This window comes from Modestobacter sp. VKM Ac-2977 (assembly GCF_026968045.1).
Lineage (GTDB): Bacteria > Actinomycetota > Actinomycetes > Mycobacteriales > Geodermatophilaceae > Modestobacter.
Map to the genome: position 1 here is coordinate 655,458 of NZ_JAPVBQ010000002.1, position 22,073 is coordinate 677,530.

17 protein-coding genes are annotated in these 22,073 nt (G+C 74.0%); 4 read left to right on the top strand and 13 right to left on the bottom strand.

Annotated features, from left to right (window positions below):
* Nucleotides 1–43: 43 nt before the first annotated feature.
* The 8 genes from O2V63_RS10805 to uvrC all read right to left on the bottom strand — a co-directional run bounded on the left by O2V63_RS10805 (nt 44) and on the right by uvrC (nt 10,112).
* Nucleotides 44–1,816: an ABC transporter substrate-binding protein gene (locus tag O2V63_RS10805; protein ID WP_269167530.1), complete on the bottom strand. Its 1,773-nt coding sequence runs from the start codon at nt 1,814–1,816 to the stop codon at nt 44–46.
* Nucleotides 1,817–1,853: 37 nt separating this feature from the next.
* Entirely contained in the window at nt 1,854–2,663 is an 810-nt protein-coding gene (gene tpiA / locus O2V63_RS10810) for a triose-phosphate isomerase (RefSeq protein WP_269167531.1), read from the bottom strand.
* Nucleotides 2,664–2,673: 10 nt separating this feature from the next.
* Nucleotides 2,674–3,867: a phosphoglycerate kinase gene (locus tag O2V63_RS10815; RefSeq protein ID WP_269167532.1), complete on the bottom strand. Its 1,194-nt coding sequence runs from the start codon at nt 3,865–3,867 to the stop codon at nt 2,674–2,676.
* Nucleotides 3,867–4,871: a type I glyceraldehyde-3-phosphate dehydrogenase gene (gap, locus tag O2V63_RS10820; RefSeq protein ID WP_269167533.1), complete on the bottom strand. Its 1,005-nt coding sequence runs from the start codon at nt 4,869–4,871 to the stop codon at nt 3,867–3,869. Before gap ends, O2V63_RS10815 begins: the two co-directional genes overlap by 1 nt.
* A 244-nt stretch (nt 4,872–5,115) precedes the next feature.
* On the bottom strand, nt 5,116–6,090 hold the full coding sequence (whiA, locus tag O2V63_RS10825; protein WP_442929017.1) for a DNA-binding protein WhiA: 975 nt from the start codon (nt 6,088–6,090) through the stop codon (nt 5,116–5,118).
* A 79-nt stretch (nt 6,091–6,169) separates the two neighbouring features.
* Nucleotides 6,170–7,123 carry a gluconeogenesis factor YvcK family protein gene (locus O2V63_RS10830; protein ID WP_269167534.1) on the bottom strand — a complete coding sequence of 318 codons (954 nt, stop codon included), beginning with the start codon at nt 7,121–7,123 and terminating at the stop codon, nt 6,170–6,172.
* Complete coding sequence (gene rapZ / locus O2V63_RS10835) at nt 7,123–8,058, bottom strand: RNase adapter RapZ (RefSeq protein ID WP_269167535.1); 936 nt, start codon at nt 8,056–8,058, stop codon at nt 7,123–7,125. The genes O2V63_RS10830 and rapZ overlap by 1 nt, the downstream gene beginning before the upstream one ends.
* The gene (gene uvrC / locus O2V63_RS10840; protein WP_269167536.1) at nt 8,055–10,112 is read right to left on the bottom strand and encodes an excinuclease ABC subunit UvrC; all 2,058 of its coding nucleotides are present in this window, start codon (nt 10,110–10,112) and stop codon (nt 8,055–8,057) included. The genes rapZ and uvrC overlap by 4 nt, the downstream gene beginning before the upstream one ends.
* A gap of 197 nt (nt 10,113–10,309) precedes the next feature.
* Between uvrC and O2V63_RS10845 the strand changes: the two genes are divergently transcribed.
* On the top strand, nt 10,310–10,867 hold the full coding sequence (locus O2V63_RS10845) for a hypothetical protein (RefSeq protein WP_269167537.1): 558 nt from the start codon (nt 10,310–10,312) through the stop codon (nt 10,865–10,867).
* Between the two features lie 113 nt (nt 10,868–10,980).
* Here the strand turns inward: O2V63_RS10845 and O2V63_RS10850 are convergent, their stop codons facing one another.
* The 3 genes from O2V63_RS10850 to O2V63_RS10860 form a co-directional block, all read right to left on the bottom strand.
* Nucleotides 10,981–11,916, bottom strand: a complete 936-nt coding sequence (locus O2V63_RS10850) for an alpha/beta fold hydrolase (RefSeq protein ID WP_269167538.1) — start codon at nt 11,914–11,916, stop codon at nt 10,981–10,983.
* A gap of 55 nt (nt 11,917–11,971) precedes the next feature.
* Complete coding sequence (uvrA, locus tag O2V63_RS10855) at nt 11,972–14,863, bottom strand: excinuclease ABC subunit UvrA (protein ID WP_269167539.1); 2,892 nt, start codon at nt 14,861–14,863, stop codon at nt 11,972–11,974.
* Between the two features lie 181 nt (nt 14,864–15,044).
* The gene (locus O2V63_RS10860; protein WP_269167540.1) at nt 15,045–16,499 is read right to left on the bottom strand and encodes an amidase; all 1,455 of its coding nucleotides are present in this window, start codon (nt 16,497–16,499) and stop codon (nt 15,045–15,047) included.
* Between the two features lie 47 nt (nt 16,500–16,546).
* Between O2V63_RS10860 and O2V63_RS10865 the strand changes: the two genes are divergently transcribed.
* Together O2V63_RS10865 and O2V63_RS10870 are read left to right on the top strand one after the other, a co-directional pair.
* Nucleotides 16,547–17,215 (top strand): MBL fold metallo-hydrolase, encoded by a 669-nt coding sequence (locus O2V63_RS10865; protein ID WP_269167541.1) that lies wholly within the window; start codon nt 16,547–16,549, stop codon nt 17,213–17,215.
* A gap of 42 nt (nt 17,216–17,257) precedes the next feature.
* Nucleotides 17,258–17,644, top strand: a complete 387-nt coding sequence (locus O2V63_RS10870) for a VOC family protein (protein ID WP_269167542.1) — start codon at nt 17,258–17,260, stop codon at nt 17,642–17,644.
* 15 nt (nt 17,645–17,659) lie between these two features.
* Here O2V63_RS10870 and O2V63_RS10875 read toward each other — a convergent pair whose 3' ends face one another.
* Both O2V63_RS10875 and O2V63_RS10880 read right to left on the bottom strand, forming a co-directional pair.
* Nucleotides 17,660–18,676, bottom strand: a complete 1,017-nt coding sequence (locus tag O2V63_RS10875) for a DUF2891 domain-containing protein (protein WP_269167543.1) — start codon at nt 18,674–18,676, stop codon at nt 17,660–17,662.
* The gene (locus O2V63_RS10880; RefSeq protein WP_269167544.1) at nt 18,673–20,721 is read right to left on the bottom strand and encodes a S9 family peptidase; all 2,049 of its coding nucleotides are present in this window, start codon (nt 20,719–20,721) and stop codon (nt 18,673–18,675) included. The genes O2V63_RS10875 and O2V63_RS10880 overlap by 4 nt, the downstream gene beginning before the upstream one ends.
* A 75-nt stretch (nt 20,722–20,796) precedes the next feature.
* Here O2V63_RS10880 and O2V63_RS10885 point away from each other — a divergent pair, with 75 nt between their 5' ends.
* Nucleotides 20,797–22,041 carry a metal-dependent hydrolase family protein gene (locus O2V63_RS10885; protein WP_269167545.1) on the top strand — a complete coding sequence of 415 codons (1,245 nt, stop codon included), beginning with the start codon at nt 20,797–20,799 and terminating at the stop codon, nt 22,039–22,041.
* Nucleotides 22,042–22,073: the final 32 nt, after the last annotated feature.

The window sequence follows — 22,073 nt, forward strand, 5'->3', positions numbered from 1 at the left end:
AGCCTAACCGACGGGGCCCGGGCGTCCGCTCAGCCGGCGCCGGTCAGCGGACTCCGGCCGTCGCGACGTCGTAGCCCCCGTAGGGCTGCATGACCACGCCGTTGCGCAGCCGCTGACCGGCCAGCAACTGCACCCGGTTCTCCACCAGCGGGACGTAGGCCGACGTCTCCTGCACCGCGTACCCGACCTGGCGCCAGGCGTCGGCGGCCGCGGCCGGCTCGGTCGCTGCCCGGGCGGCGTCCACCAGCCCGTTGACGGTCGGGTCGTTCAGGTACGCGTAGTTGGTGTTCCCGACCTTGCGGATCGAGCGCCCGTCGACCAGTGGGAGCAGGAAGGACGCCGAGGTCGGGAAGTCCGCGGTCCAGGTGGCCAGCACCATCCCGTATCCCGCCGCGGTCACGGCATCGGGGTTGCCGACGTCGGTGGCGTAGTAGGTGGCCGGGTCCAGCGGGCGCACCTCGACGGCGATCTGCACCTCCGCGAGGTCCGCCGCGATGGCCTCGGCCACCTCGACGCTGGACGGCACGTCGGGGACGGCCAGCACCGTGCTGAAGCCGTCGGGCTGACCGCAGGCGGCCAGCGCCGCCCGGGCAGCGGCCAGATCCGGCTGGGGGTCGGACTCCTCGGGGGCGCCGGCGATCGCGCGCGGCCAGAGCACCGACGTCCGCACGGCGTTGCCGGCACCCAGCAGGGCCTGCTGCACGGCCGACCGGTCGACCGCGGCCGCCACGGCAGCCCGGCAGGACGGGTCGTCCATCGGGGCCACCGTCGTCGGCAGGGCCAGCAGCCGCACCGTGCCGGTGGTGACGTCGTCGATCCGCGCGGCCAGGTCCTCGTCGTCCAGCCGGCTGGTGGTGGCCTGCTGCACGCCGGTCCCTGAGAGGTCCGCGTCGGCCGACCCGGCCAGCAGGGCCTGGTCACGGGCCACACCGGAGAGCCCGGTGCGCACCACCACCTCGTCCGGCAGGGCCGTGCGGACGTCGTCGGTGGCCGGGTCCCACTGCGGGTTGCGGGACAGCACGATCCCGGCCACCGGGTCCACGGAGGTGATCAGGTAGGGGCCGGAGCTGACCGGACGGGCACCGTAGTCACCGCCGGTGTCGCTCTCCACCGGCACCGGGCTGCTCGAGGGCAGGGCCATGACGAAGGGGAAGTCCGGCGCCGGGCTGGTGAGCCGGAAGACGATCGTCCGGTCGTCGGGGGTCTCGATCGAGGCCAGCCCCAGCCGGTCGGCGGTCTCGTCCTGGTAGGGACCGGCGTAGGGGTCCGCGGGGTCGTCGAGCAGGTCGACGACGTAGGTGGGGCCGCCGACGACCACGTCGGAGGCGAAGGAGCGCTCGATCCCGTACTTCACGTCGCGCGAGGTGATCGGCCGGCCGTCCTCGAACCGCACGCCCTCGCGCAGGGTGAACGTCCAGGTGCGGCCGCCGTCGGTGCTGGTGCCGAGGTCGGTGGCGAGGTCGGGGACCAGCTCGTCGGTCCTGCCCGGCTCGGCGGAGTAGGTGACCAGGGTGCGGGTGTACAGCCGCATCAGGTTCCACACCGAGGGCATGTAGGAGCGCTGCGGGTCCAGGCTGTCGATCTCGCCGGTGACCAGCCGCAGCGTCCCGCCGGTCTCCTCGGAGGGTGCGCGCACGCCCTCGACCCCGCTGTCGGGCTCCGCCGCCACGGTCGGCACCCCGGCCAGCCCGCTGTTGTCGCTGCCGCAGCCGGTCAGCACGGCCAGTGCGGCGGCCAGGACCACGACGACGACCGACCGCCCTGCTCCCCGAGGGGTGCGCTGGGCGGCCGGTCGCCGTTCGGTGCTGTGCGTCAACGTGGGTGCTGCTCCGCCCGGTCAGTGCCGGCGGCGGTCAGCTCCCACCGGCAGCGGTACGACAGATCTGTGCGAACTCGTCGGCGTCCAGGCTGGCCCCGCCGACGAGCGCACCGTCGACGTCCGGCCCGGCGAGGATGCCGGCGGTGTTGCCGGCCTTGACCGATCCCCCGTAGAGGATACGGACCGCTGCAGCCGTGTCCGCGCCGTGACGCTCGGCGAGCCGCGCCCGCAGCGCCGCACAGACCTCTTGCGCATCATCCGGCGTGGCCACCTCACCGGTGCCGATCGCCCACACCGGCTCGTAGGCGATCACCAGCTCCTGGAGCTGCTCGGTGGGGACGCCGTCCAGGGCCCGGTCCAGCTGGTCGGTGCAGTGCGCGACGTGGGTGCCCGCCCGGCGGACGTCGAGCCCCTCCCCCACGCACAGCAGCGGGACCAGTCCGTGCCGCAGCGCCGCCTGGACCTTGGCCGCGACCACCGTGTCGTCCTCGCCGTGCAGCGTGCGCCGCTCGGAGTGGCCCACGAGCACGTACTGGCAGGCGAGCGCGGCGAGCATCGCCCCGCTGACCTCCCCGGTGTAGGCGCCGGAGTCCTGCGCCGAGACGTCCTGCGCGCCGTACCCGATCTCCAGCTTGTCGCCGGCCACCAGGGTCTGCACGCTGCGCAGCGCGGTGAACGGCGGGACGACGACGACCTCGGCGTCCTCCAGCTGTGGCTCGGTCAGCGAGAAGGCGAGCTTCTGCACCAGGCCGATCGCCTCGAGGTGGGTCAGGTGCATCTTCCAGTTGCCCGCGATGAGCGGACGGCGGCCCTCCCGGGGCGGCCTGGGCTTCGTGCGTGCCATGTCTCGCCCCTCAGTCCGCGAGCACCGCGAGCCCGGGGAGCTCCCGGCCCTCGAGGTACTCCAGCGACGCGCCGCCGCCGGTGCTGATGTGACCGTAGGCCGCCTCGTCCAGCCCGAGCTGACGCACGGAGGCCGCGGAGTCGCCGCCGCCGACGACGGAGAGCCCGTCGATCGCGCCGACGGCCTGCGCCACGCCCCGGGTGCCGCCCTGGAAGGGGGCGAGCTCGAACACGCCCATCGGCCCGTTCCAGAACACGGTGCGTGCGCCGGCCAGGGCCTCGGCGAAGAGCTCGACGCTCTTCGGGCCGATGTCCAGGCTCATCTGGTCGGCCGGGATCCCGGTGGCCGGCAGCACGGTGGTCGGCGCGTCGGCGCTGAACTCCGGCGTGCAGACCACGTCGACCGGCAGCACGATCCGGTCGCCGGCCTCGGCCAGCAGCCGACGGCAGCTGTCGACCTGGTCGGCCTCCAGCAGCGACGTCCCGACCTCGTGGCCCTGGGCGGCCAGGAAGGTGTAGGTCATCCCCCCGCCGACCAGCAGCCGGTCGACCTTGGGCAGCAGCGCCTCGATCACGCCGAGCTTGTCGCTGACCTTGGAGCCGCCGAGCACGACGACGTAGGGCCGCTCCGGGCTCTCGGTGAGCCGGGTGAGCACCTCCAGCTCGCGGGCGACCAGCCGGCCGGCCGCGTGCGGGAGGCGCTCGGCCACGTCGTAGACCGAGGCGTGCTTGCGGTGCACGGCACCGAAGGCGTCGTCCACGTAGAGGTCGGCCAGCCCGGCGAGCCGGTCGGCCAGCTCGCCGCGGGCGGCGTCGTCCTTGCTGGTCTCGGCGGCCTCGAAGCGGACGTTCTCCAGCATGAGCACCTGGCCGTCGGCGAGCGCCGCGACCTTCGCCGTGGCATCGGGGCCGGCGACGTCGGCAGCCAGCGGCACCTCGGTGCCGAGCAGCTCACCGAGCCGTGCGGCGACCGGCGCCAGGGAGTACCGCGGGTCGGGCTCGCCCTTGGGGCGGCCCAGGTGCGCGGCGACGACGACCCGGGCGCCGGCCTCGCGGAGCGCCGAGATCGTGGGCAGGCTGGCCCGGATCCGGCCGTCGTCGGTGATCGCGCCGCTGTCCGAGTCCAACGGGACGTTCAGGTCGGCGCGCAGCAGCACGCGCCGACCCGACACCCCGTCGGCGATGAGCTCGTCGACGGACCGCATCAGAGCTTGCTGCCCACCAGCACGACGGAGTCGACGAGGCGGTTGGAGTAGCCCCACTCGTTGTCGTACCAGCCGACGACCTTGACCTGGTTGCCGAACACCTTGGTCAGACCGGAGTCGTAGATGCACGAGGCCGGGTCGGTGACGATGTCGGAGGAGACGATCGGGGCGTCGGTGTAGACCAGGTAGGGGGCCAGCGGACCATCTGCGGCCGCCTTGTAGGCCGCGTTGACCTCGTCCACGGTGACCTCGCGGGACAGGGTCACGGTCAGGTCGGTCGCCGAGCCGGTCGGCACCGGGACGCGGAGCGCGTAGCCGTCGAGCTTGCCCTTCAGCTCCGGCAGCACCAGGCCGATCGCCTTGGCCGCACCGGTGGAGGTGGGGACGATGTTCAGCGCGGCGGCGCGGGCGCGGCGCATGTCCTTGTGCGGGCCGTCCTGCAGGTTCTGGTCGGCGGTGTAGGCGTGGATCGTGGTCATCAGGCCACGCTCGATGCCGAAGGCGTCGTTGAGCACCTTGGCCAGCGGGGCCAGGCAGTTGGTGGTGCAGGACGCGTTGCTGATGATCGTCTGCGAGCCGTCGTACTGCTCGTGGTTGACGCCCATGACGATCGTCAGGTCGTCGCCGGTGGCCGGCGCCGAGATGATGACCTTCTTGGCCCCACCGGCGTCGACGTGCTTGCGCGCGTCGTCGGCCTTGGTGAAGAAGCCGGTGGACTCGACGACGACGTCGACGCCCAGCTCGCCCCAGGGCAGGTTCGCCGGGTCGCGCTCGGCCAGCACCTTGATGGTGGCGCCGCCGACCTTGATGCCGTCACCGACGACCGAGACGTCCTCGGCCAGCTTGCCCAGGATGCTGTCGTACTTGAGCAGGTGCGCGAGCGTCTCGGGCGTGGTCAGGTCGTTGACCGCCACGACCTCGACGTCGGCCCCGCTGGCGGCGACCGCCCGATAGAAGTTGCGGCCGATCCGACCGAACCCGTTGATGCCGACCCGTACCGTCACTGAGGACCTCCCAGACCGTGTTGCCCAGCCGGACCGGTCGGCCCAGCGGCGCCCGTGGGCCGTGCGTGCGCACGACCACATTCCGGCGACAGCCTATCGGCCCGCCGAGCAGTCTCCGACCGCGCACCCGCCCTGCCGGACCGGGCGTGCACAGACGTCCGCGACGTCTCCCCCGGTGGCCGGGAGAGACGTCGCGGACGTCTGGCGCGGTGCTGCCGCGCCACTCAGCAGGGTGGTCCTGCGGCTACTGGGCCAGCATGTCGTCGGTCACCACGGACTCGGTGTCCGGGATGCCCAGGTCCTTGGCCCGCTTGTCGGCCATCGCCAGCAGACGCCGTATGCGTCCGGCAACAGCGTCCTTGGTCATCGGCGGGTCGGCGCGCTGGCCGAGCTCCTCCAGCGACGCCTGACCGAACTCCAGCCGCAGCCGCCCGGCGACCAGCAGGTGCTCGGGGGCCTCGTCGGCCAGGATCTCCAGCGCCCGCTCGACCCGGGCACTCGCCGCGACCGCCGCCCGCGCCGAGCGGCGCAGGTTGGCGTCGTCGAAGTTGGCCAGCCGGTTGGCCGTGGCCCGGACCTCGCGGCGCATCCGCCGCTCCTCCCAGGCCAGGACGGCGTCATGGGCGCCCATCCGGGTCAGCAGCGCGCCGATCGCGTCGCCGTCCCGCACGACCACCCGGTCGGTGCCGCGCACCTCACGGGCCTTGGCCGCGATGCCCAGCCGGCGGGCGGCACCGACCAGCGCCATCGCCGCCTCGGGCCCGGGGCACGTGACCTCCAGGGACGACGACCGCCCCGGCTCGGTCAGCGAGCCGTGCGCGAGGAAGGCGCCCCGCCAGGCCGCCTCGGCGTCGCCGATCCCGCCGGAGACGACCGACGGCGGCAGGCCACGTACCGGCCGGCCCCGCTGGTCGACCAGCCCGGTCTGCCGGGCCAGGCCCTCACCGTGCTTGGCGATCCGGACCAGGTAGCGCACGCCCCGGCGGATGTTCCCGCCGGCCAGCACGCTGACGCCACTGGTGTAGCCGTACACCTCGCTGATGTCCCGGCGCAGGCGCCGGGCCACCGAACCGGTGTCCAGCTCGGCCTCGATGACCACCCGGCCGCCCACGATGTGCAGGCCACCGGAGAAGCGCAGCAGCGCGGTCACCTCGGCCTTGCGCTCCGAGGTCTTCGTGCACTCCACGCGGGAGAGCTCGTCCTTCACCATCGCCGTCATCGCCATCAGCGGTGTTCCCTTCCCCCTGTGTGCCGGCCGGTGTCACGGTCGTCCCCGTGTCCGGCCACTGCCCTGCCGGTCACCGCGCACCGACCACGGAGGCCAGTGCGGCAGCGAGCCGGGAGGGATCGTGCTGTGGTGTCCCGTCGGGTGCAGCCACCGGTGCCAGCACCAGTTCTGCACCACATGCCTGCACAGCAGACAGCAGACCACGCCGGTCAACAACCGCAGCGGTGTCCGCGATCACCGTGTGCAGCGACACGCCCCCCAGATGGGCCAGCAGGACGCGCAGGTGCTCTTCCGGCGAGAAGCCGTCGGTCTCCCCCGCCTGGGGCTCGAGGTTCAGCACGACGACCACCCGCGCCGCCGTCTCCTCCAGCGCCGTCCGCAGCCGCGGGACCAGGAGGTGGGGCAGCACGGAGGTGTACCAGGAGCCCGGCCCGAGGCTGACCACGTCGGCCGCCGCGATCGCCGCCAGCACCTCCGGCGGCACCGGGGGGTCGGCCGGGGAGACCCGGATGTCCTCGACGTGCCCGGGGGTGGAGGCGATCGCCACCTGGCCCCGGATCCGGCGGGTCTCCAGCGGGTCGTCGGGGTCGACGCTGGCCACCGTGGCCACCAGGTCCAGCGGGACGTCGGCCATCGGGAGCACCCGGCCACGCGTCCCGAGCAGCTCCTCCAGCACGCCGAGGGCGCGGACCGTGTCGCCGCCGTGCATCTCGGTCAGGCCGGTCAGCATCAGGTTGCCGACGGGGTGCCCGGCGAGCACGCCGGTGCCACCGAAGCGGTGCTGGAGCAGGTCGGCCATCTGCTGGGTGCGCGGGGACTCGCCGGCCAGTGCGGCCAGCGCCATCCGGAGGTCACCGGGTGGCAGCACCGGCATCTCGCGCCGGATCCGCCCCGAGGAACCGCCGTCGTCGGCGACGGTGACCACCGCGGTCAGCTCCGCGGTGAGCCGTCGCCAGGCAGCCAGGGCAGCGGCCAGCCCGTGCCCGCCGCCGAGGGCGACGACCCGCAGGCCAGGGGTCTCCACTACTCGCGCCCCAGGTCACGGTGGCGGGCGGTCGCCGGGACGCCCTCGGCGTTGAACCGACGGGCGAACTCCTCGGCGATGGCGACGCTGCGGTGCTTGCCGCCGGTGCACCCCACGGCCAGGGTCAGGTACCGCTTGCCCTCGCGCCGGTAGCCGGGCAGCAGCAGCCGCAGCACCTCGCCGTAACTGTCCAGGAACGCCCCGGCGTCGTCCTGGGCGAGCACGTAGTCGCGCACCTCGGCGTCCCGGCCGGTCATCGGGCGCAGTTCCGGGACCCAGTGCGGGTTGGGCAGGAACCGGGCGTCGACGACGAGGTCGGCGTCCAGCGGCAGGCCGTACTTGAAGCCGAAGCTGAGCACGGTCGCCACCACCTCCGGCAGCTCGCCGTCCGGCACGAACGACGCCTCCAGGGTGGCGCGCAGCTGGTGCACGTTGAGGTCGCTGGTGTCGATCCACAGGTCGGCGTCGCCGGCGATGCCGGTGAGCAGCTCCCGCTCGGTGTCGATGCCGTCGATCAACCGGCCGTTGCCCTGCAGGGGGTGCTCGCGCCGGACCGACTCGTAGCGCCGGATCAGCACCTCGTTGCGGGCGTGCACGTACACGACGCGCGGGCGGTGCCCGGCGTCGGCGAGCTGCCGGATGGACTCCTGCAGGTCGCTGGAGAAGGCCCGGCTGCGCACGTCGACGACGGCGGCGAACCGACGCAGGTCGCCGCGGGCGCCGAGCTCGACCATCGGCTGGAGCAGGGCCGGTGGCAGGTTGTCGACCACGAAGAAGCCGAGGTCCTCCAGCACCCGGCCGGCACTGTTCTTGCCCGCTCCGGACAGACCCGTGACGACCACGACGTCGAGCGGGGGGAGCTCGGTGCTCGACTCGTCGGCCGCCGGCGGGACGTCGCTCTGCGGCCCGGCCGGCGCTGTGCGACCGGCGGTCATGCCGGCTGCCCGGCGGCGGGGTGGACCCGACCGGTCTCGGCACTCCCGCCGGCGTCCGCCCCGGGCACCGGCACCCGGGCGGACACCGGCGGCTCCAGCTCGACGGCGTCCTCGGCGACCACGTCGGGCGAGGCACCCGCGGCCACCGGCTCGGCGACGGCGGCGAGCACCGCCTCGGCCGTGCGCCGGCCGATGCCGGGCACCGCCGTGAGCTCCTCCACCGAGGCCGCACGCAGCCGCTTGAGGGATCCGAACTGCTTCATCAGCGCCTTCCGCCGGGTGTCGCCGAGCCCCGGGACGTCGTCCAGGAGCGAGACCAACATGGTGCTGGATCGCTTCTGCCGGTGGTAGGTGATCGCGAACCGGTGCGCCTCGTCGCGCACCCGCTGCAGCAGGTAGAGGGCCTCGGAGGTGCGCGGCAGGATGACCGGGTCGGGGTCGTCGGGCAGCCAGACCTCCTCCATCCGCTTGGCCAGGCCGCAGACGGCGACGTCGACGATGCCCAGTTCGGCCAGCGAACGGCTGGCCGCGGCCACCTGTGGGGCGCCGCCGTCGACCACCAGCAGGTTGGGCGGGTAGGCGAACCGGCGCGGCCGGCCCTCCTCCGCGGCGACGCCCTGCTCGTCCCGGCGGTCCTGCTCCTCCTTGAGGTGCCGGGCGAACCGGCGGCGCACCACCTCGGCCATCGCCGCGGTGTCGTCGGTGCCCTGGGCCACGGAGAAGCGCCGGTAGTCGGACTTCTTGGCCATGCCGTCCTCGAAGACCACCATGCTGGCGACGACGTTGGTGCCCTGCACGTGCGAGATGTCGATGCACTCGATCCGCAGCGGCGCCTCGGGCAGGTCCAGGGCCTCCTGGATCTCCGACAACGCCAGCGACCGGGCGGTCAGGTCGCTGGCCCGCTTCACGCGGTGCCGGGCGAAGGACTCCTTGGCGTTGCGCTCGACGGTCTCCATGAGGCTGCGCTTGTCCCCGCGTTGCGGCACCCGCAACGACACCCGGGAGCCGCGCAACTCGGTGAGCAGTTCGGCGTAGACCTCCGCGTCGTCGGGCAGCTCGGGCACGAGCACCTCGCGGGGCACGGACTCCCCCACCTCGCCGGTGCCGGTCTCCTCGTCCACCCCGCCGTAGACCTGCAGCAGGAACTGCTCGACCAGTTGACCGGTGGTGACGTCCTCGACCTTGTCGATGATCCAGCCGCGCTGCCCGCGCACCCGGCCACCGCGGACGTGGAACACCTGGACGGCGGCCTCCAGCTCGTCCTGTGCGAAGGCGACGACGTCGGCGTCCGTGCCGTCGCCGAGGACGACGGCCTGCTTCTCCAGGGCCCGGCGCAGCGCGCCGAGGTCGTCGCGCAGCCGGGCGGCCCGCTCGTAGTTCATCTCCTCGGCGGCCTCGGTCATCTGCCGCTCGAGCCGGCGGATCATCTGCTCGGTGCGGCCGCCCATGAAGTCGCAGAAGTCGTCGACGATCTCCCGGTGCTCCTCGGCGCTGACCCGGCCGACGCAGGGCGCTGCGCACTTGCCGATGTAGCCGAGCAGGCAGGGCCGGCCGATCTGGGCGGCCCGCTTGAAGACGCCGTTGGAGCAGGTGCGGGCCGGGAAGACGCGGGTGAGCGTGTCGACCGTCTCGCGGATCGCCCAGGCGTGTGCGTAGGGGCCGAAGTACCGCACGCCCTTGCGCTTGGGGCCGCGCATGACCTGCAGCCGCGGGAACTCCTCGTTGAGCGTCACGGCGAGGCTGGGGTAGCTCTTGTCGTCCCGGTACCGGACGTTGAACCGGGGGTCGAACTCCTTGATCCAGTTGTACTCGAGCTGGAGGGCCTCGACCTCGGTGCCGACGACGGTCCACTCGACGCTCGCCGCGGTGGTGACCATCTGCCGGGTGCGCGGGTGCAGGCCCCAGACGTCGGCGAAGTAGCTGTTCAGCCGCTGGCGGAGGCTCTTGGCCTTGCCGACGTAGACGACCCGGCCGCCCGGGTCGCGGAACTTGTAGACCCCGGGGCTCTCCGGGATGCTGCCGACCGCGGGGCGGTACGTGGACGGGTCGGGCATGCCCCCAGGTTAGGTCCGCGCACCGACACTCCGTCGGCCGCCCGACCCCCGCCGCGGGTGTGGTTCCCCATCGGCCCGCTGACCTGCACGGGACCGGCCGGGCTGCCCGCCGCCCCCGCCTGTGGACGACGCCGGCACGACCCCGGCTGCAACTGCCAGGGTGGGCCGGTCGGTCACCGAGGACGAACGGGGTGGGCATGCGGAGGACGGCGAGCAGCGAGCGGGACGGCGTGGTGGTGACCGATCGTTGGGGTGGGCACTGGCGGGTCAGCTGTCACCGCGCGGGGGTGCTGCCGTCCCCCGCGACGCCGCCGGACAGCGGCGCGGTCGGCCGGCTGCTGCTGCCGTGGGCTGCTCCGGCGGAGGCCCCCCCAGCTCTGCCGCGGGCCAGTTGGGTACTGGGCCGCTCGGTGCGCTGGCAGGGCCCGGGCGCGCCCGGCGCGAGCGAGGACCCGCTCCGGGACGAGGCGGTGGCACTCCGCGACGCGCTCGGGGTGACCGGCGGTGGGCCGGCCGCCCTGGGTCTGGTGCTGTGGGCCAGGCGGACCCTGCAGACGGTGCAGCGGGAGCGGACGCACCCGTGGCTGGTGCAGCTCTGCAGCGCCGACGGCGCCGATCGCTGGGCCACGTGGGCGGTCGCCGGCCCGGAGGCCGCCCAGTCCGCGGTGACCGACGTGGCCGCGGCCGTGGGTGCCGGCCGGCTGCCGGAGCCGGTCGGCGCGCGACTGCTCGACGTCCGCGACGATCGTCGCTGAGCGCCGCGCCGCCCCCGGGGCGGCACGGCCGTCGGGCCGGGGCGGCCCAGCCGGGTGCCGGCGCCGCGGGGCTCAGGAGCCAGTCGGCCGACCGGCCAGCGGAGCCGCGGGGCTCAGGAGCCAGTCGGCCGACCGGCCAGACGGTCGTCCAGCCAGCCGAGCAGGTCGGCGACGACCTCGTCGCGGTTGGTCTCGTTGAAGACCTCGTGCCGCGCCCCGGGGTAGACGCGCTGGTCGACCGGCAGGCCGCGCTCCCGGAGCAGCCCGGCCAGCGCGGTGACCTGCGCGGCGTCCCGGCCACCGACCGGGTCGTGCTGCCCGGACAGCAGCAGCACCGGCAGACCTCCGGGCAGTGCGGCGACCCCCTGTGGGCTGGCCGCACGGACCGACATGCCGAAGACCCCGGCCGCGTACCCGTGGGTCAGCGGCACCTGGTCGCCGGCGAGCGGGTCGGCCAGGTAGGCGTCGACCTCGGCCGGGTCACGCGACAGCCAGTCGTAGGGGGTGCGGGCCGGCTCGAACGGCTCGTTGAAGGCGCCGAGGGCGTCCAGCGGCTGGTCTCCCAGCCCGGCGGCCACGGCACCGTCCAGGGCGGAGACCGTCTCGGCCAGCTCCGGCGACACCCCGATCGGTCCGGACAGCGCCAGCCCGCTCAGCCCGGCGCCGTCCCGCTCGGCGCTGGCCAGCGCGATGATCGAGCCCATCGAGTGGCCCAGCAGCACCCGTGGCACGCCCGGGTGCTCCTCGGCGGTGAGCCGGTGCAGGGCCTCGACGTCGTCGAGGACGCCGTCCGCGCCGGCCGCCCCGAACCGACCGGGGCCGGTGACCTCGGCGGTGCGACCGTGCCCGCGCAGGTCCATCGCGTAGACGGCCAGGCCCCGCCCGGTGAGCGCACCGGCCAGCCGCTCGTAGCGGCCGGAGTGCTCGGAGGCGCCGTGGACCAGCTGCAGGGTGCCCCGGACGTCGCCGGCGGGCAGCCAGCGCCGGTAGCGGACGTCCACCCCGTCGGGGCGCGGGAGCACGGGCAGGTCGCCGGACGTCGTCGTCACGGTGGGTCCTCTCGTTCGGGGGCGCACGAGGCGGCCGCAACCGCCCCGCGCACGGTCAGCTGGCCTTCTTGCGGGCCTTCTTCTTCGGGCCGGCGGCCGCCGCGACGGCCTCCGGGTCGAGGATGTTGGCGAGGAACCTGCCGGTGTGGCTCTCCGGGACCGAGGCGACGAGCTCCGGCGGCCCCTCGGCGACGACCATGCCGCCGCGGAAGCCACCTTCCGGGCCCATGTCGATCAACCAGTCGGCGCTCTTGATCACGTCGAGGTTGTGCTCGATGACGATGACCGAGTTGCCCTTGTCGACCAGCCCCTGGATCACCTGCAGCAGCTTGTTGATGTCCTCGAAGTGCAGCCCGGTGGTGGGCTCGTCGAGGACGTAGATGGTGCGGCCGTTGGAGCGCTTCTGCAGCTCGCTGGCGAGCTTGACCCGCTGCGCCTCGCCACCGGACAGCGTCGTCGCCGGCTGGCCGAGCCGGACGTAGCCGAGACCGACGTCGGTGAGGGTGCGCATGTAGCGGGCGATGGCCGGGATGGCCGCGAAGAACTCGGCGGCCTCCTCGATCGGCATGTTGAGCACCTCGGCCACGGTCTTGCCCTTGTAGTGCACCTCGAGGGTCTCCCGGTTGAACCGGGCGCCCTTGCAGACCTCGCAGGGCACGTAGACGTCCGGGAGGAAGTTCATCTCGATCTTCAGCGTCCCGTCGCCGGAGCACGCCTCACAGCGGCCGCCCTTGACGTTGAAGGAGAACCGGCCGGGCTGGTAGCCGCGGACCTTCGCCTCCGACGTGCTGGCGAACAACTTGCGGACGTGGTCCCAGACCCCCGTGTAGGTGGCCGGGTTGGACCGCGGGGTGCGGCCGATCGGCGACTGGTCGACGCCGACGACCTTGTCCAGCTGGTCCAGGCCGGTGATGGTGCGGTGCCGGCCGGGCACCATCCGGGCGCGGTTGAGCTCGTTGGCCAGGGTCGTGTAGAGGATGTCGTTGACCAGGCTGGACTTGCCCGAGCCGGAGACGCCGGTGACGGCGACCAGCATGCCCAGCGGGAAGGCCACGTCGATGCCGCGCAGGGTGTTCTCCCGGGCGCCCTTGACGACCAGCTCCCGACCCGGCGTCCGCTCGCGACGGATCTTCGGGATGGTGATCTCCCGGCGGCCGGACAGGTACTGGCCGGTGATCGACCGCTCGCTGGCCAGGAGGTCCTCGTAGGTGCCGCTGACCACGACCTCGCCACCGTGCTCGCCGGCGCCGGGACCGATGTCGACGATCCAGTCGGCCTGCTTGATGGTGTCCTCGTCGTGCTCGACGACGATCAGCGTGTTGCCCATGTCGCGCAGCCGGACCAGCGTCTCGATCAGCCGGACGTTGTCGCGCTGGTGCAGGCCGATCGAGGGCTCGTCGAGCACGTAGAGGACGCCGACCAGCCCGGAGCCGATCTGGGTGGCCAGCCGGATGCGCTGAGCCTCCCCACCGGCCAGCGTGGCGGCCGGACGATCCAGCGACAGGTAGTCGAGACCGACGGAGACGAGGAAGGACAGCCGGGCCTGGATCTCCCGGAGCACCTGGACGGCGATCGCCCGCTCGCGCTCGCCGAGCTCCAGGGCGTTGAGCCACTCGGAGGCCTCACCGATGGACAGCCCGGTGACCTCGGCGATCGACCGGCCCATCATCTTGACGGCGAGGATCTCCGGCTTGAGCCGGGTGCCGTGGCAGACCGGGCAGGGCACGTCACGCATGTAGCCCTCGTACTTGTCCTTCATGAACTCGCTGTCGGTGTCCTCGTGGCGGCGCTCGAGGAAGGGCAGCACGCCCTCGAAGGCGGCGTAGTAGCTGCGCTCGCGGCCGTAGCGGTTCTTGTAGCGGACGTGCACCTGGTCCGGCGAGCCGTGCAGCACCGCCTTCTGCACCTTCGCCGGCAGCTCCTCCCAGGGCGTGTTCATGGAGAAGCCGATCATGTCGGCGAGCCCGCCGAGCAGCCGCTGGAAGTACTCGTTGCTCATCGAACCGGCCCACGGGGCGATGGCGCCCTCACCGAGGCTCTTGCCGGGGTCGGGGACCACGAGGCCGGGGTCGACCTCCTTGCGGGTGCCGATGCCGGTGCACTCGGGGCAGGCACCGAACGGCGAGTTGAACGAGAACGACCGCGGCTCGAGCGCCTCGAAGGACAGCCCGTCGTCGATGCAGGCCAGGTGCTCGGAGAAGGTGCGCTCCCGGTGTGCGTCGTCCTCGGGGAGGTCGACGAAGTCGAGCACCACCAGGCCACCGGCGAGCCCGAGCGCGGTCTCGACCGAGTCGGTCAGCCGCCGTTTGGCGTTCTCCTTGACCGTCAGCCGGTCGACGATCACCTCGATCGTGTGCTTCTCCTGCTTCTTGAGCGTCGGCGGCTCGGTCAGCGGGTGGATGGTGCCGTCGACCCGCACCCGGGAGAAGCCCTGGGTCTGCAGCGAGCTGAACAGGTCGACGTACTCGCCCTTGCGCGCCCGCACGACGGGGGCGAGCACCTGGAACCGGGTGCCCTCCTCCATGGCGAGCACCTGGTCGACGATCTGCTGTGGCGTCTGCCGGGAGATCGGCTTGCCGCAGTTGGGGCAGTGCGGCTGGCCGGCCCGGGCGTACAGCAGCCGCAGGTAGTCGTAGACCTCGGTGATCGTGCCGACCGTCGACCGCGGGTTGCGGTTGGTCGACTTCTGGTCGATCGACACCGCCGGGGACAGGCCCTCGATGAAGTCGACGTCGGGCTTGTCCATCTGGCCGAGGAACTGGCGGGCGTAGGCCGACAGGGACTCGACGTAGCGGCGCTGGCCCTCGGCGAAGATCGTGTCGAAGGCCAGGCTGGACTTGCCCGAGCCGGAGAGCCCCGTGAACACGATCATCGCGTCACGGGGCAGGTCGAGGTGGACGTCCTTGAGGTTGTGCTCTCGGGCGCCGCGGACGACGAGCCGGTCCATGTGATCCCTGTCGGTCGCAGTGGTTCGGTGCTGGTCCGGTCCCGGGGCGGCGGGGACCAGTGGTGCGGTGCTGAGGCCGGTGCGGTGCATCGGACCGTGGAACGGTGGCCCGGACGGTGCGCTTCCCGGCTCGGGTGTCGGCTGGGTCTCCCCCACCGCCGGCCGAGGCGACGCTGCCCAGTCAGCCGGCGGGGCCGCCGACTGGTCCGGCCGGGTCGAAGACCGGCGCGTGCCGGCGCCAGGGCAGCCGGCCCTCGAGCTCCCCGGCAAGCCAGAGTAGCCGCGTCTCGGCGCCGGCCGGGCCGACGAACTGGACGGAGCTGGGGAGCCCCTCCCGGCCCGGGCCGGCGGGCAGGACGAGCGCCGGCAGGCCGGCCACGTTCCACGCCGACGTCCACGGCGCCCAGCGGGCGTTGGCCGTGATGTTGGCCAGGAAACCCCGCTCGTGCCAGGGCCGCGCAGCCAGCGGCGGACCGGAGACGACCGGGCTCAGCAGGAGGTCGACGTCGGAGAAGAAGTTCGCCATCCGGGCCCGGAACGCCGCCGCCGTCTGCGGCCGGACCAGGCCGGCCCGGCGCACCCAGCGGCCCAGCCGGGCGTGGGTGCGACTACGCGGCTCCAGGGCGTGGCGGTCGAGCCCGAGGGCCTCGGCATCGGAGTCGGCGCCGGCCAGCCACCGGGTGATGGTGCCCAGCGCCGCAGCCGGGGTGATCAGCGGCTCCTTCTCGACCACGACGTGCCCGGCGCCCCGCAGTTCGGCGACCACGGCGTCCAGCGCAGCGCGGCCCGCGGCGTCCAGCCGGACGCCGGGCACGGGCGACCGGGTCGACACCGCGATCCGCAGCGGGCCGACCGGGGCCGCCGGCGGGGCCGGCTCGGTGCCGGCCAGCACGGCGAAGCCGACGGCCAGGTCGGCGACGGTGGTGGCCAGCACGCCGTTCTCCGCCATGCCGGACCAGCTGTCGGCACCGATCAGGGCCGGGACCACGCCGGAGCCGGGCTTGAGCGTGACCAGCCCGCAGGCGGCGGCGGGCAGTCGGAGGGAGCCCATGCCGTCGTTGCCCTGGGCCAGCGGGACGACGCCGGCGGCCACCGCGGCGGCGCTGCCACCGGAGGAGCCGGCGGCCGAGCGTGCGGTGTCCCACGGGTTGCGGGTGACCGTGCCCGGACCGTCGGTGGCGCAGTAGAGGCAGAGCTCGGGCACCCGGGTGATGCCGACGACGACCGCCCCCGCGGCACGCAGCCGGGCCACCACCGGGTGGTCGGCGCTCGCCGGCGCCGGCAGGTGGGCCGAGGACCCGTCGGTGGCCACCTCGCCGGCGACCGCGACGTTGTCCTTCACGGCGATCGGGACACCGGCCAGCGGCAGCCGGGCCCGGTCGGGGCGGGCGTCGACCGCGGCGGCCTCGGCCAGGGCGGCTTCGGTGCGGACCACCCGGAACGCCCCGATCCGCGCCTCCACCGCGACCAGATGCCGCAGATGGGCACGGACGACGTCGACCGCGTTGAGCTCACCGGCGCGGACCCTGGCGGCCAGCTCGGTCGCCGGCAGACCGACCACCCCGTCGAGCGTCGGCTCGCCGGACCCGGCCGCGGCCGGCGCGCCGGAGGGCCCGGAACCTGCACTAGCGTCCATGCCGACGAACCTAGACGGCGGCACCGACAGTCTCAGACGGGAGCGGGATGAGCGGGCAGACGTACACCGGGGACGTGCAGGTCGGTGGCCCCGCCGACGTCCGAGAGCTCCCGGGGCTGACCATCCGGAAGCTGGCCGTCAGCGAGATGGCGAACAACGTCTACCTGCTCACCAGCACGGCCACCGGGGAGTCGCTGCTGGTCGACGCGGCGGCCGAGCCGGCGGCGCTGCTGGAGCTGATCGGCGACGCCGACGTCCGCACGGTGGTGACCACGCACGGCCACTGGGACCACCACCGTGCGCTCCCGGAGGTGGTGCAGGCGACCGGCGCGGGGACCGTCGCGCACCCGGCCGACGCAGCCGACCTGCCGGTGCCGGTCACCCGCCCGGTCGTCCACGGCGACACCGTCCCCGTGGGCGACCAGGTCCTCGCGGTGGTGCACCTGCGCGGGCACACGCCGGGAAGCATCGCGCTGGTCTGGCGCGGCCCCGAGGGCGCCGGCACGCACGTCTTCACCGGCGACAGCCTGTTCCCGGGCGGCGTGGGCAACACCCAGTCCGACGCCGCCCGGTTCACCAGCCTGGTCGACGACGTGGAGAGCCGGTTGTTCGGCGAGCTGCCCGACGACACCTGGGTCTACCCGGGCCACGGCGCGGACACGACGATCGGCGCCGAGCGCCCGGACCTGCCGGAGTGGCGCGCCCGCGGCTGGTGAGCGCGGCCGGGACTGTCACCGGGCGGCCCTACCCTCCCGCGCATGACCACAGGGACAGCGATCACGCTGGGTGCCGTCAATGTGGAGGCCGACGACCCGCCCGCTCTGGCGCGGTTCTGGGCCGCCCTGCTCGGTACGCGCATCGCCGGCGAGGAGCAGGGGCACGTCTTCCTGGCCCCCGGCCCGGACGGCGGCTTCGCCATGTTCTTCCAGCCGCGGAGCGGGGCGCGTCCCGAACGTCAGGGGCAGCACCTCGACCTGACCGTGCCCTGGGAGACGAGGGTGGCCGAGGTGGAGCGCGCCGTGGCACTGGGCGCCGTCCACCGCTGGGACGTGCTGGACGAGGTGCCCTGGGTGCGGTGGTCGACGCTGGCCGACCCCGAGGGCAACCTCTTCTGCATCGCCGAGCACCCGCCGTCGTCGGACTAGCTGCCGCGCGGGGTCTCAGTACGCGGGGTCGAGGTACAGCAGGGCGTAGGCGGCCAGCCAGTGCTCGACCATCAGGTCGCTGCCGCTCACGTGCGGCAGCGCCGCAGCGGCGTGCTCGGCCGCGGAGTCCAGGAGCTGCCGGCGGCGGACGTCGCCGTCCGGCAGCACGGCGGCCAGCCGTCGCAGGCACCAGGCGCGACTGAGGTTGAGGCCGTGCAGGTGGGCGGTCTGCCCGTCGCCGGCGTCGCTGACGACCGCAGGGGTGAACAGCGGGCCGTCGGCCAGGCCGGGCAGGAAGCGCCACAGCCACGGCCCGACGCCGGCGGGCAGGAGCACCCTCGTCATCAGCACCGCCTCGACCAAGGAGGGCGACAGGAAGTCCGAGCCCGACGGCTCCCAGCGCACCGGCGCGTCGGCGTCCTCGGCGAACCAGCGCACGGCGGTGTCGGTCAGCACGCCGTCGACCCCGGCCCGCCGCGCTGCGGGCAGGGACATCAGCAACCCGAAGGCGCTGGACGGGTGCAGCCCCGACCGCACCGGGTAGGTCGCCAACGGCAGCCAGCGCTGCAACGCGCCGAGGAAGTGGTCGGCCAGCGGCTGCAGGGTGGCGGCCCACGCCCGCACCTCCACCGGCGCCCCCGGCTCGGCCGCCCAGGACGCCGCCTCCTCGACCAGGGTGAGCGCCCACGCCCAGCCGTACGGGCGCTCGTCCCCCGGCGAGCCGGCGAAGTGCGCGACCTCGGCGCTGATCGCCGGCGGCGTCCAGTGCTCCGTGAACACCGCCCGGATGTCGCCGGCCGGCACGGCGTCCGGCGCGATGCGCAGCAGCCGGAGCAGGACCCAGTGCATCTCGACCGAGGAGTGCCAGTCGAAGCTGCCGTAGAAGGCGGGGTGCCGGTCCCGCGGCCGGTACGGCGCCTCGCCGGGGCGCCGGTAGTGCACCCGTAGGAGATTCGGGAACTCCTCCTGCACCATGCGCAGCGCGGTCGCGGCCAGCTCCGGCGCCGCGGCGAGCAGACCCGGCGTCGTCATGACAGCCGGGTGGCCTCGACGGTCAGCGGCTCGCCCGGCGTTGACCCGACCGATGCACCGGCCGGCAGCTGGGCCACCGCCGAGGTGTTCTGCGGCGTCGGCAGCCACCGGCTCCACCAGCGCAGCACGTGCTCGAGCCGCGCGCGACGGTGCTTCGGCCGGCCCGACCGGGACAGCTCGTGCCCCTCCCCGGGGAACAGCAGCAGCTCGGTGGGGACGCCGCGGCGCTTGAGCTCGACGTAGAGCCGGGTGCCCTGCTCCAGCGGGCAGCGCCAGTCCTCCTCCGAGTGGATCACCATCGTCGGAGTGGTGATCCGGTGCGCCGAGGCCATCGGCGACTGCGCGGCGATGCGCTCGGGGTCGGTGCCCACGTACTCGTCGGGGAAGAAGAACCCGATGTCGGAGGAGCCGACGAAGCTCACCGGGTCGTTGAAGCCCCGCTCGCTGATGCCGGCGACGAACCGGTCGGTGCGGCCGAGCAGCAGCGTGGTCATGAACCCGCCGTACGAGCCGCCCATCAGCCCGACGCGGGAAGAGTCCAGCCCCGGGTCGGTCAGCGCCTCGTCGAGGAAGGCCAGCACGTCGTCGGCGTCCAGCTCACCCATGTGCTCCTTGATCACCCGGCCGTGCGCCTGGCCGTAGCCCGACGACCCGCGGGGGTTGCACATCAGGACGGCGTAGCCGGCCTCGACGTAGGCCTGGGTCTCGTCGAACAACGTCCAGCCGTACTGGCTGAACGGCCCGCCGTGCACGGTCAGCAGCACCGGGTGCGGCCCCGGCCCGGGCGGCGTGGTGACCCAGCCGTGCACCGGGTAGCCGTCCGGCGCGGTCGCCGTCGTCTCCCGCATCCGGTGCAGCCGGCCGGTGGCCTGCAGCGGCGCACCGAAGCCGGTGATCAGCCGGCGCCGTCCCGGGGTGACCGCGATGAGCTCGCCCGCCGAGCGGTCGTGCGCGACGGTGGCGACGACGACGCCACCCCCGACGGCCATCCCCCGCACCGTGTACTGCCCCTCGACCAGCACCTCGGGCTCGCCTCCGTCGAGCGGGACCCGGAGCAGCTCGACGGCGCCGCGGCGCTGGACACCGATCAGGGCGGCGCCACCGGCCACCACGGTCGCCAGGGTCTCGTCGCCGCGGTCGTGCTCCTCCGGGTCGAGCAGCGGCACCACCGGCCCACCCGCGGCGCTGACCTGCGCCAGGGTGGTGTTCCGGCCGACGAAGTCCCGGCCGAGCGGGCCCAGGTCGGGGATCGCGGAGAGGTAGATGGTGCTGCCGGCCGGATCGTCCGGGTCGTAGGCCGGGTGGCTGCACGCGGACCGGGAGTCGGTGACCCGGCGCAGCCCGCTGCCGTCGGGCCGGACGACGTACACGTCGGAGACCAGGTCCAGGTCCGCGCCCTCGTGCCGCGCGGAGACGAAGGCGAGCTCGGCGCCGTCCGGACGCCAGGCCACGTCGGTGTCGTCGACGTCGCCGGCGGTGACCTGGAACGGCGTGGGCTGCTCGACGGCGTCGTCGTCGGTGTCCGCGGGCAGGTCGACGACGAAGACGTGACTGCGGCGGTCGTTGGTGAAACCGACGTCGTCGGCCCGGTACTTCAGGCTGGTGATCAGCCGGGGAGGCTCCGCACCCGGCGACACGTCCTCGTCGGTGCCGTACCGCCCCTGCTCGGGCACCCGTGCGGTGTAGGCCAGCCGGCGGGAGTCCGGCGACCACACCGGGGTGCCGGCGCCCAGGTGGTGGTCGGTCAGCCGCCGCGCCGTGCCACCGCCGGCGGGCAGCACGTGCAGCTGCGGCCGCCCCTTCGGCTCGGCCGACAGGTAGGCCAGCCAGTGGCCGTCCGGGGAGAACACGGGTGCCGAGTCGTGGTGGCCGTGGGTGAGCGGTCGGGCCGACGCCGAGCCGTCGGTCGGGACGGTCCACAGCTGGCTGCGGTACTCGTCGGCGTCCAGGTCCAGCCGGCTGACGGCGACGACGGCGGTCGCCCCGTCCGGGGACACCGTCGGCACACCGGGCACGCGCAGCAGGGAGAGGTCGGTCGGCCGCATGCGGGGCACGCTAGCCCAGGCCACTGCCGTCCAGATGATGAGCACCGCTAACGGGTGAGGCCCTAGGGTGCGCCCATGACGCGACGTGTGTTCTCCGGCGGCCAGGTGTTCGACGGCACGGGCGGACCGGCGGCCGTCGCCGACGTCGTCGTGGAGGACGGCCGGGTCCTCGAGGTCGGTCCGGGGCTGGACGGCGACGAGGTCGTCGACTGCGCCGGCACCACCGTGCTGCCGGGCCTCTTCGACTGCCACGTGCACGTCATGCTCAGCGGCGTCGACATGCTGCGGTTGCTGCAGACGCCGTTCAGCTATGGCTTCTACGAGGCGGTGCACAACCTCCGCCGCACCCTGGCGCTGGGCATCACGTCGGTGCGGGACGCCGGCGGCGCCGACCTGGGAGTGGCCCAGGCCGTGCGCGACGGGCTGATCGCCGGGCCGCGGATGCAGATCGCGATCAGCATGCTGTCCCAGACCGGTGGGCACGGCGACGGCTGGCACGTCTGCGGCGCCGAGGTGCCGCTGATGGGGCCGCACCCCGGCCGGCCGGCCACCGTCGTGGACGGCGCCGACGAGATGCGCCGCACCGTGCGTGAACTGCTGCGCGCCGGCGCTGATGTCCTCAAGGTGGCCACCAGTGGCGGCGTCCTCTCCGCTCGGGACGACCCGCGGCACCCGCACTTCCGGCCGGCCGAGCTCGACGTGCTCGTCGAGGAGGCGGTGGCGGCCGGGGTGCACGTGATGGCGCACGCGCAGGGCGCAGAGGGGATCAAGGCCGCCGTCCGGGCCGGGATCCGCTCGATCGAGCACGGCATCTACCTCGACGACGAGGCGATCGACCTGATGCTGACCCACGGGACCTGGCTGGTGCCCACCCTCGCCGCACCCCGGGCGGTGCTCACCGCGGTCGCCGCGGGAGCGTCCCTGCCCGAGGCCGTGATCGAGAAGGCCCGTGCGGTGCAGTCGGTGCACGACGAGTCCGTCCGCCGGGCGGTCGAGGCCGGGGTGAAGGTCGCGATGGGCACCGACAGCGGGGTGGGTCCGCACGGCGACAACCTCTCCGAGCTCGGCCTGATGGCCGGCTGCGGGATGACCGCGGACCAGGCCTGGCACGCCGCAACGCTTTCGGCCGCCGAACTGCTGGGTGTCGACGGCGAGCTGGGCAGCCTGCAGCCCGGCAAGCGGGGCGACCTGGTGGTGCTGGACGGCGACGCGGGCGACCTCACCGGCCTGGCCGGGCGGGTGCGCGAGGTGTGGCGGGACGGCGTCCTGGTCGCCGCCGGCGGCTCGACCGTCGAGCCGGGGACGATCCCGCCCCGCTGACCGCTCGGCGGCGGCCCGGGAGGCCGGGCCGC